This window comes from Candidatus Saccharimonadales bacterium, from assembly GCA_040903985.1.
Classification (GTDB): Bacteria; Patescibacteriota; Saccharimonadia; order QS-5-54-17; family QS-5-54-17; genus JBBDUI01.
The window spans coordinates 739,541-747,367 of sequence record JBBDUI010000002.1 but is presented as its reverse complement, the minus strand read 5'-3'; the positions used below and the strand labels follow the sequence as shown (position 1 = coordinate 747,367).

The 7,827-nt window shown below is 49.5% G+C and carries 13 protein-coding genes and 1 tRNA gene; all 14 read right to left on the bottom strand.

Translation table 11 applies throughout. The annotated features are described in order from the left end of the window. Nucleotides 1–52: 52 nt before the first annotated feature. Nucleotides 53–127, bottom strand: a tRNA-Thr gene (locus tag WD467_04065). 112 nt (nucleotides 128–239) lie between these two features. Beyond that, a complete protein-coding gene (locus WD467_04060; GenBank protein MEX2453048.1) occupies nucleotides 240–887 on the bottom strand; it encodes a tetratricopeptide repeat protein in 648 nt (215 codons plus the stop codon). Further along, entirely contained in the window at nucleotides 881–1,681 is an 801-nt protein-coding gene (locus tag WD467_04055; protein MEX2453047.1) for a hypothetical protein, read from the bottom strand. Before WD467_04055 ends, WD467_04060 begins: the two co-directional genes overlap by 7 nt. Next, nucleotides 1,650–2,345, bottom strand: a complete 696-nt coding sequence (locus WD467_04050; GenBank protein ID MEX2453046.1) for an RluA family pseudouridine synthase — start codon at nucleotides 2,343–2,345, stop codon at nucleotides 1,650–1,652. Before WD467_04050 ends, WD467_04055 begins: the two co-directional genes overlap by 32 nt. 49 nt (nucleotides 2,346–2,394) lie before the next feature. Next, nucleotides 2,395–2,793 carry a 30S ribosomal protein S9 gene (gene rpsI / locus WD467_04045; protein ID MEX2453045.1) on the bottom strand — a complete coding sequence of 133 codons (399 nt, stop codon included), beginning with the start codon at nucleotides 2,791–2,793 and terminating at the stop codon, nucleotides 2,395–2,397. Continuing rightward, entirely contained in the window at nucleotides 2,793–3,224 is a 432-nt protein-coding gene (gene rplM, locus WD467_04040) for a 50S ribosomal protein L13 (GenBank protein ID MEX2453044.1), read from the bottom strand. Before rplM ends, rpsI begins: the two co-directional genes overlap by 1 nt. Beyond that, nucleotides 3,221–3,751, bottom strand: a complete 531-nt coding sequence (gene rplQ, locus WD467_04035; GenBank protein MEX2453043.1) for a 50S ribosomal protein L17 — start codon at nucleotides 3,749–3,751, stop codon at nucleotides 3,221–3,223. Before rplQ ends, rplM begins: the two co-directional genes overlap by 4 nt. Then, nucleotides 3,751–4,689 (bottom strand): DNA-directed RNA polymerase subunit alpha, encoded by a 939-nt coding sequence (locus tag WD467_04030; GenBank protein MEX2453042.1) that lies wholly within the window; start codon nucleotides 4,687–4,689, stop codon nucleotides 3,751–3,753. The genes rplQ and WD467_04030 overlap by 1 nt, the downstream gene beginning before the upstream one ends. Then, complete coding sequence (gene rpsD, locus WD467_04025; protein ID MEX2453041.1) at nucleotides 4,670–5,275, bottom strand: 30S ribosomal protein S4; 606 nt, start codon at nucleotides 5,273–5,275, stop codon at nucleotides 4,670–4,672. The genes WD467_04030 and rpsD overlap by 20 nt, the downstream gene beginning before the upstream one ends. Next, nucleotides 5,275–5,670: a 30S ribosomal protein S11 gene (rpsK, locus tag WD467_04020; GenBank protein ID MEX2453040.1), complete on the bottom strand. Its 396-nt coding sequence runs from the start codon at nucleotides 5,668–5,670 to the stop codon at nucleotides 5,275–5,277. Before rpsK ends, rpsD begins: the two co-directional genes overlap by 1 nt. A gap of 8 nt (nucleotides 5,671–5,678) precedes the next feature. Next, nucleotides 5,679–6,050, bottom strand: coding sequence for a 30S ribosomal protein S13 (gene rpsM / locus WD467_04015; GenBank protein MEX2453039.1), 372 nt, complete (start codon nucleotides 6,048–6,050; stop codon nucleotides 5,679–5,681). Then, on the bottom strand, nucleotides 6,051–6,164 hold the full coding sequence (gene rpmJ, locus WD467_04010) for a 50S ribosomal protein L36 (GenBank protein ID MEX2453038.1): 114 nt from the start codon (nucleotides 6,162–6,164) through the stop codon (nucleotides 6,051–6,053). It lies immediately after the preceding gene. A gap of 9 nt (nucleotides 6,165–6,173) precedes the next feature. Then, entirely contained in the window at nucleotides 6,174–6,395 is a 222-nt protein-coding gene (gene infA, locus WD467_04005; protein MEX2453037.1) for a translation initiation factor IF-1, read from the bottom strand. Between the two features lie 122 nt (nucleotides 6,396–6,517). Beyond that, nucleotides 6,518–7,822: a preprotein translocase subunit SecY gene (gene secY, locus WD467_04000; GenBank protein ID MEX2453036.1), complete on the bottom strand. Its 1,305-nt coding sequence runs from the start codon at nucleotides 7,820–7,822 to the stop codon at nucleotides 6,518–6,520. Between the last annotated feature and the right edge of the window lie 5 nt (nucleotides 7,823–7,827).

Below are 7,827 nucleotides of genomic sequence, written 5' to 3'. Positions count from 1 at the left end.
AAAGTAAAACAGCTTCCGCTGTTTTAGAGGAAGCTGTAGGTTTAGTCTGACGTGGAGCCGCCCGCGGGAATTGAACCCGCGACCTCTTCCTTACCATGGAAGCGCTCTACCCCTGAGCTAGGGCGGCATAATAATTCTAAAAACTATTGTTATTTAGTAAGCTTCTAAGCTGTTAAAGCAACTAAAATAGTAGCAGATATACGACGCTTAAACAATTTAGAGACCAGCACGGGCGGAGTCTAAGCCACCTCTCCAGTATCATCTCCATCCGGACTCGAGATTATGGCCTCACCTCGCAACCGTTGACGTACCTCTTCTGCTTTCTTATACTGTTTAGCCGCTTCGTAGCTCTCAGCTAAGTACTCAAGATTGCGACGACTGGGCTCCTCATCGACCACCCGCTGCAAAATGTCGACCACCTTTTTATGGTTACCGAGCTGCTGATGTACCCGGGCGAAAACCAGTAAACGCTTACTAGTCGGTTCTAAGTCGATAACTCGCTCTAAAGCTGAAGCAGCCTGGGTGAGGTTACCGCTCTGAAGCTCGACGATGCCTAGGTTATACAGACTTGCTACAGATGGGGCTAAGCTAGAAGCAATATCGAAGCAGGAAACTGCATCCTTAGCTCGATCCATTCGCACATAGAGTAGCCCGAGTCGGTTGTAGGCTGCCGTATTCTTAGGGTCATTTTTTAATATCTTCAGTAGCGCTTTCTCTGCTAACTCGTAGCGCTGCTTGCCGATAGCGGTCTCTGCATACTCCCATAATCGTTTAATGATTTGCGACTGCTTTGGGGTAGTGACATCGTGCAGACTCTGCTGACGATAGCGGAAGAGAATAACTACTACTGGTATGAAGGCTAGAACGATTAAGCCGATTTCTACCATGCCGGCCTCAAGCTAAGGGCGATAGCGTCTAGAATATAACGCTTGTTGGCGTTAACGGAGAGTAGATCCTGAGCATAACGGCAAGACTGGATGGCATCTTCCCAATAGCGCCCGGATTGCAAACGGAGCTGCTGACGGGCATAGGCAATACAGTCCTCTAGCACTTCGATCGTTTCTGGCTGCAAGATTCGAGCAGATCGCAGCGCCTCATAGTGATTGGTACTAAATAGTTTTTCGATCAACTCATAGCGTCGTTTAGTAGCTGCTAGAACTTCCGGATCGGCAAGTAAATTGGTTACTCGCGCCGGCAGGTTGCGGGCGAACAGTGCAATCTCTTCGCTATTTAAACCATGTTCCTGCTCGGCAAGCCAGGCGGCCACCTGGTCTGAAGTAGGGGCCTGAAAATAAATCTGATGACAGCGCGAACGAATGGTCGGAAGTAAACGACCAAGCTCATCGGCTATCAGGACTATCTGGGCTTGAGCCGGAACTTCTTCTAGGGTCTTAAGGAGTGCATTCTGCGCCGCCACGGTCATGGTATCGGCCCTATCTATCACAATAATGCGACGTTCGCTCACACGACCTTTTAAATGAAAATGAGATGATAGCTCACGAACTGCTGCCAGCTTAATCGCAGTCGGCTCAGGAACAATAACCTGAGGACGGTGAGGCACCAACCTCTCTAGTACAGCAGTAGTCTTTCCTACACCAGCAGGACCATGAACAACAAACGCCCCAGTTGTATCGAGTAGGGCCAGCTCTTTAACGGTTTTGGGATGTAGAAGTAGTTGCATCTTGCGCCTTATTATACCAAAACTGCTGTAAATCCCGAGATAGATCGGCCATGAACGTTCTCTTCTCCCCATTCTGGGCAATGGTAAAAGTAAGCTCTAGGGAGTGGAGGAACTGTCGGGCTAATAGGGTCTCGCTGCTACCATAAAGTCGATCTCCCACTACCGGATGGCCGAGGTGCTGAAGATGGGCTCTAATCTGGTGGGTGCGGCCGGTCATAATCATAACCCGCAACAAACTATAGCCAGGCAGCTCCTCTACGACTTGGTATTCGCTAACGGCCATACGTCCGTCTGGACGTACTGTACGTTTCATCGGATTCTTATAGTGTCGCCCAAGTGGCCACTCTAGCCGCGCCTGTGGGTGCTTTAAGTGGCCATGTACGGCGGCTAGGTAGACCTTAGTGACCTGTCTTTGCTTGAACTGAGCCTGCAAGTAGTCCCGAGTAGCCGCTGTACGAGCTACTACCATTACTCCGGAAGTGTCTTTATCTAGACGATGTACTATTCCTGGTCGCTCACTACCGGGGTCATCAATCAACTCTGCTAGTTCGCTCATTACAGTAGGTTCACTATCTGGAGTGCCGTTACCTGGGTGTACCAGCATACCGGCCGGTTTGTTTACGACTAGTAGATCATCATTTTGATAGATTATAGCTACGGACATGTTAGCCCCTGGTTAGGTTGAGGGCGTTCCCGCCTGAAGTTAAGAATAGCTAACGCTTGGTAAACTGCGGTGCCTTACGGGCGCGTTTAAGACCGTACTTCTTACGCTCCTTAACTCGAGCATCGCGCTTCAGGTAGCCGGCTCGCTTGAGGGTTGGTCGTAGGTCTTCACTCGACTCAACTAAAGCATTCGCTATAGCTAATTTAGCAGCATCAGCCTGACCGCTGAGACCACCACCTTTAATATGCAATGAGATTCGATAGCTGCTACGTTTATCGAGTAGTGTGAGCGGCTGCACCACCCGCTCTTGCTGCTCCGGGTGATTGAAGTGCACTTCGAGCGGTTGATCGTTTACACTCACCTCACCATCACCGCCGCTATAGAGACGGGCAGTCGCAATTGACTCCTTGCGTCTTCCGACGCCGTAATAGTACTTATCTACTGCCATTAGTTAACTCCTAACTTCTTCGGTTGTTGTGGATCATGCGGATGCTCAGTACCACTATAGATCTTTAATCGTAACATCCGATCTGACTTCAAGCGGTTATCCGGTAGCATGCCATTTACAGCCGATTTGATAACCTCCCGCGAGTCTTGCTGCATCTGCTGCTCCAACGTCTTGCTGTAGATACCGCCCGGGTAACCGCTATGACGGTAGTAACGCTTCTGCAGAAGCTTATTACCGGTAATCTTAATCTTATCGGCATTAATAACGATAATAGTATCTCCTCCATCTATGTGGGGCGTGTAGGTCGGCTTATGCTTACCGAGCAGATAGCGAGCAGCCTGGTTAGCCAGTCGGCCCAACGGTACGCCCTCAGCATCGATCACATACCAGTTACGAACTACTTCAACCGGTTTTTGAGAATAAGTTTTCATGCCAATGCCTCCTTAGGCTTCTTAGCAGCGGATTTAGCTGCTGGCTTAGGCGCGGCCTTTTTAGTAGCGGACTTCTTGGTCGCAGCTGGTTTAGCCGGTGCCGGTTTAACTGCTGGCTCTACGGGATCGGTAGTAGCTGGAACACCAACTGTACTCTGGCTTTCTTCCGTGTCGGTCGAGACAAAACTAATTCGGGCCATAGGGGCATCATCGCCACGCCGCCAGCCAGCGGCTTCGATACGAGTATAACCACCGGCCCGATCTGCAAAACGAGGGCCGATCGTTTCAAATAGCTTGCGCAAGCTATCATCGGTTGATATCCGACTGCGTACTAGGCGACGAGCGTGCTGATTATCTACTCTAGCCTTAGTCACAAGCTTTTCTACATACGGTCGTAATGCCCGAGCCTTAGGCTTAGTAGTAAGAATACTCTCATGAATAATCAGAGATTCAGCCATCCCTTTAAGCAGAGCGCGTCGTTGGTCGCGAGTACGTGATAGTTTGTGGCGTTGCGCAGGACGTGACATTACTTTAGCTCCAGCTCCTTTAACTTACCAATAACTTCCTCGAACGCCTTACTGCCGAAGCCCTTAAGGTTCTTAAGTTCGGACTCACTCATTCCGATCAGTTGCTTAACAGTAGTAATATCGTTCTTCTCTAGCGCGTTAAGGGTGCGCTGAGATAGCTCCATGTCGGCTACGCTAATATTTAGCTCGTCACTTTCTTCTACCGGTACATCGCTTGCAGAGTTAGCTTCGCCACCGGCGATGGTGTTGAATTGGTTAACGAGAATAGTGGCTGCACTACGTAGAGCCTCGCTAGCTAATACTGTACCGTCGGTTTCGATATCAATAATCAGCTTATCAAGGTCAGTAACCTGCGCCACACGAGTGTTCTCTACCTTGTAACGTACCCGCTCAACCGGAGAGAATAGAGCGTCTAGACCGATCATGCCGATCGGTAGTTGGTTGCCCCGGTCTTCTACCGGGGAGTAACCGCGACCTTTCTCGACCTGGATAGTCATGTCGATACTGGCCTTGTCGTTGTCTAGGGTTGCGATAGTTTGCTCGGGGTTGGCTATCTCAACATCGGCATTAGTGGTAATGTCGGCAGCTGTGACTATACCCTTCCCCTTTTTCTTCAAAGTAATAGTCTGGGGCGCATCGGAGAAGACGCGTAAGCGCAGACGCTTTAGGTTAAGCGTAATTGTGACGACATCTTCCTTAACACCCTCTAGGGTAGTGAACTCGTGACTAGCCCCTGCAACGCTAAAAGCCGTAACGGCAGCTCCGCCCAGCGATGAGAGTAGAACTCGTCGCAGTGAGTTGCCGATAGTTACACCGAAACCACGGTGCAAAGGTTCGATTACGAAAGAGCCTTTGTGTGGATCTTCGCTGGTAGTGATAATATCTGGTAAGTGAATGTTGTGCATGAATGTGCTCCCTTTATCTTGAATAGAATTCAATTATTAACTGCTCGCTGATCTCTGGTTCGGCCTCTTCCCGCTGTGGTATCCCGGTCACCTTTGCCGTCATCTTACTCTTATTAAGTGACAACCAACTAAGGTTAGGTTCCTCATCGATCTCGAGGGCTTCAAAATAAGCGTTCTTAGCGCTTTTAGGCCTGACCGCGATCTCATCTCCCGGCTTCACTCGAATCGATGGAATGTCGACCCGACGTCCGTTAAGCATAATGTGGCCGTGTGTCACGAGCTGTCGGGCAGCTGTACGGCTAGGTGCTAGATGTAGTCGATAGACGGTATTGTCCAGACGGCGTTCTAGGTACTCAAGCAGGAGCTCTCCGGTCACGCCATCACGCCGTTCGGCCTCTTGGACTAGACGGCGGAACTGCTTTTCGAGTAGTCCGTACATACGCTTAACCTTCTGCTTCTCACGTAACTGCTGGGCGTATTGGGTTACCTTGCCGCGACGGGCGCCGGCCCGTTCACCAGGTAGAGCCTTACGCCGCGCCATAATCTTATGAGCCTTCGGGTGTAGGGCGACGCCTTCACGGCGACTGCGTTTTACGATTGGGGTTAAATCTCGTGCCATTAGACTCTCCTTGCCTTCCGTGGGCGGCAACCGTTATGAGGGACGCCGGTTACATCCTTGATGCTAGTTACCATAATCTCGGTATTCATCAAAGCTCGAATAGCGGCTTCGCGCCCTTGACCGATGCCACGGACGAAAACCTCTACTTGTTTAACGCCATAGTCTTTCACCTTCTCGGCAGCAGTCTCGCTAGCTAACTGAGCGGCGTAGGCCGTACCCTTGCGTGAGCCTTTGAAACCGTTAGCTCCAGCACTAGACCAGCCCAACACATTACCTTTAGGGTCGGTAAAACTGATGATCGTATTATTAAAACTAGCTTGAATATGAACCTGTCCGTTCGGTACTGAACGTTTGCGGCTCTTCTTAACGGTAGTCTTCTTAGTAGCTTGGGCCATATTATTCCTTATACCTTCTTATTTCCACCGACAGTTGCACGACGACCACGCCGAGTTCGGGCGTTAGTCTTAGTGCGTTGTCCGCGAACCGGTAGATTAGCTTTGTGGCGTAACCCGCGGTAACTGTTAATCTCACGCAGGCGGTTGATGCTGACGCGACGACGCTGGGCTAGATCACCCTCTACCTCATAGTCAGCATCGATGGTCTCTCGAATCTTAGTTAGCTCAGTCTCGGTTAAGTCCTTGATGCGAGTATCGTGATTCACTCCGACCTTATCTAAAATCTTTTTCGAGCTGGTCAGCCCGATACCTAGCACGTAAGTCAGGGCGATTACCGCCCTTTTGTCGTCTGGAATGTTTACCCCTGCTACACGCGCCATCTATCCCTGCCTCTGCTTATGTTTCGGTTTCGAGCAAATGACTCTTACCACGCCTTCGCGGCGGATAATCTTGCAGTCAACACACATTCTTTTGACACTTGCTTGAACCTTCATTGATAATCCTTATTTATGCCGATAAGTTATTCGACCCTTGGTCAGGTCGTAAGGGGTCATCTCGACCGTCACCTTATCTCCTGGGACGATCTTAATGTAGTGCATGCGCATCTTACCGGCGATGATGCCAGTAATCTCGTGGTCGTTGTCTAAACGCACACGAAACATAGCATTGGGAAGGGTCTCTAGGATCGTTCCCTCAAATTCAATGACCTGCTTATTGCTCGCCATAAACTACAAGCTCCTATTATAAGTAGTGATGACAGGCTTGTAAACCCCCCCAACACTAAATCGAGTTAGAAAATTATATATCATATGCATTCTAGCACCCATATCTGTTTTTAGCCACGCCACTATTGGTATGAAGCGTTAATGATTTGCGAGTCGAGCTGGCGCAAGGTTTCGATGCCGACGCTGACAACAATCAGCAACCCGGTACCACCAAAGGTTAGAGCCTGGCTACCGGTAATCGCCTCCCCGATAAACGGTAAAACAGCGATAATACCGAGGCTGATCGAACCAAACAGAGTGATACGATTAACGATTTTGCGTAGATACTGTTCAGTCTGCTGACCTGGACGTATACCTGGGATAAAACCACCCTGTTTCTGTAGGTTCTCAGCTATATCCTTAGGGTTAAAGACTACACCGGTATAGAAGTAGGTAAAGGCAACCACAAGAGCGAAGTATACAAAAGCATAGACTAGATTCGATGGATCAAACCATACCGTCAAGTTAGTAGATAGATTTGCTAACCATGCTGCCTCAGCGTTAGCAAACACCTGGCCTAAGAAGGTAGGAACGGACAAGAAGGCGACAGCGAAAATAATCGGGATAACCCCGGCCGTTAAGATTCGGATCGGCAACTCGGACTCCACACCGCCGTAGCCACTGGACTGCATCCGCTTAGCATAAGAGACCTTAACTGTGCGCCGGGCCTCATTAAGCTTCACTATGAAATAGGTGATTAGGAGTGAGGCAAGAACAAAGACTACTATCTGCATTATCTCGGTGGGAGAGGCTTGAATGATCGATAACGCCTGGCCGAAGATTCCCGGTAGTTGAGCGATAATACTAGCCGCGATTAAAATTGAGATACCATTACCAATACCCTTCTCACTGATTAGCTCTCCCATCCACATCAGCAACATACTACCGGCCGTCATTACGGTAATCATTAAGGCCCACTCTCCTAAGGAAGGTGAACCGATAATATCGGTTTGACCGACCTGAATAGCTAACTGGCGGATAAAGAAAACGGTGCCGATCGACTGACCGATAGCCAGTGGCAGGGTCAGATAACGGGTATACTGGTTAATCTTACGACTACCCTCTTCACCCTCCTTCTTAAGCTCGGCAAATTTCGGCACTACCTGGGTTAAGAGCTGCATGATAATCGAGGCATTAATGTAGGGTCCTAGGCCCATAAGGGCGATCGAGAAGTTAGCTACCGCACCACCGGAGAATAGATCGACCAGGCCGAAGAGTCGGTTAGAAGAGAGGAGGTTCTGCAGAAAATTACTTAAGGTCGTCGTATCACTGATCGGAATCGGTACATGGGTCATAATCCGGTAAAGGAAGATCATAAAAAAGACACTCAGAACCTTAGTCCTAATGTCTTTGTTACGAAGGATGTGTCGCCAGCGCGATTGCTGCATAAAGC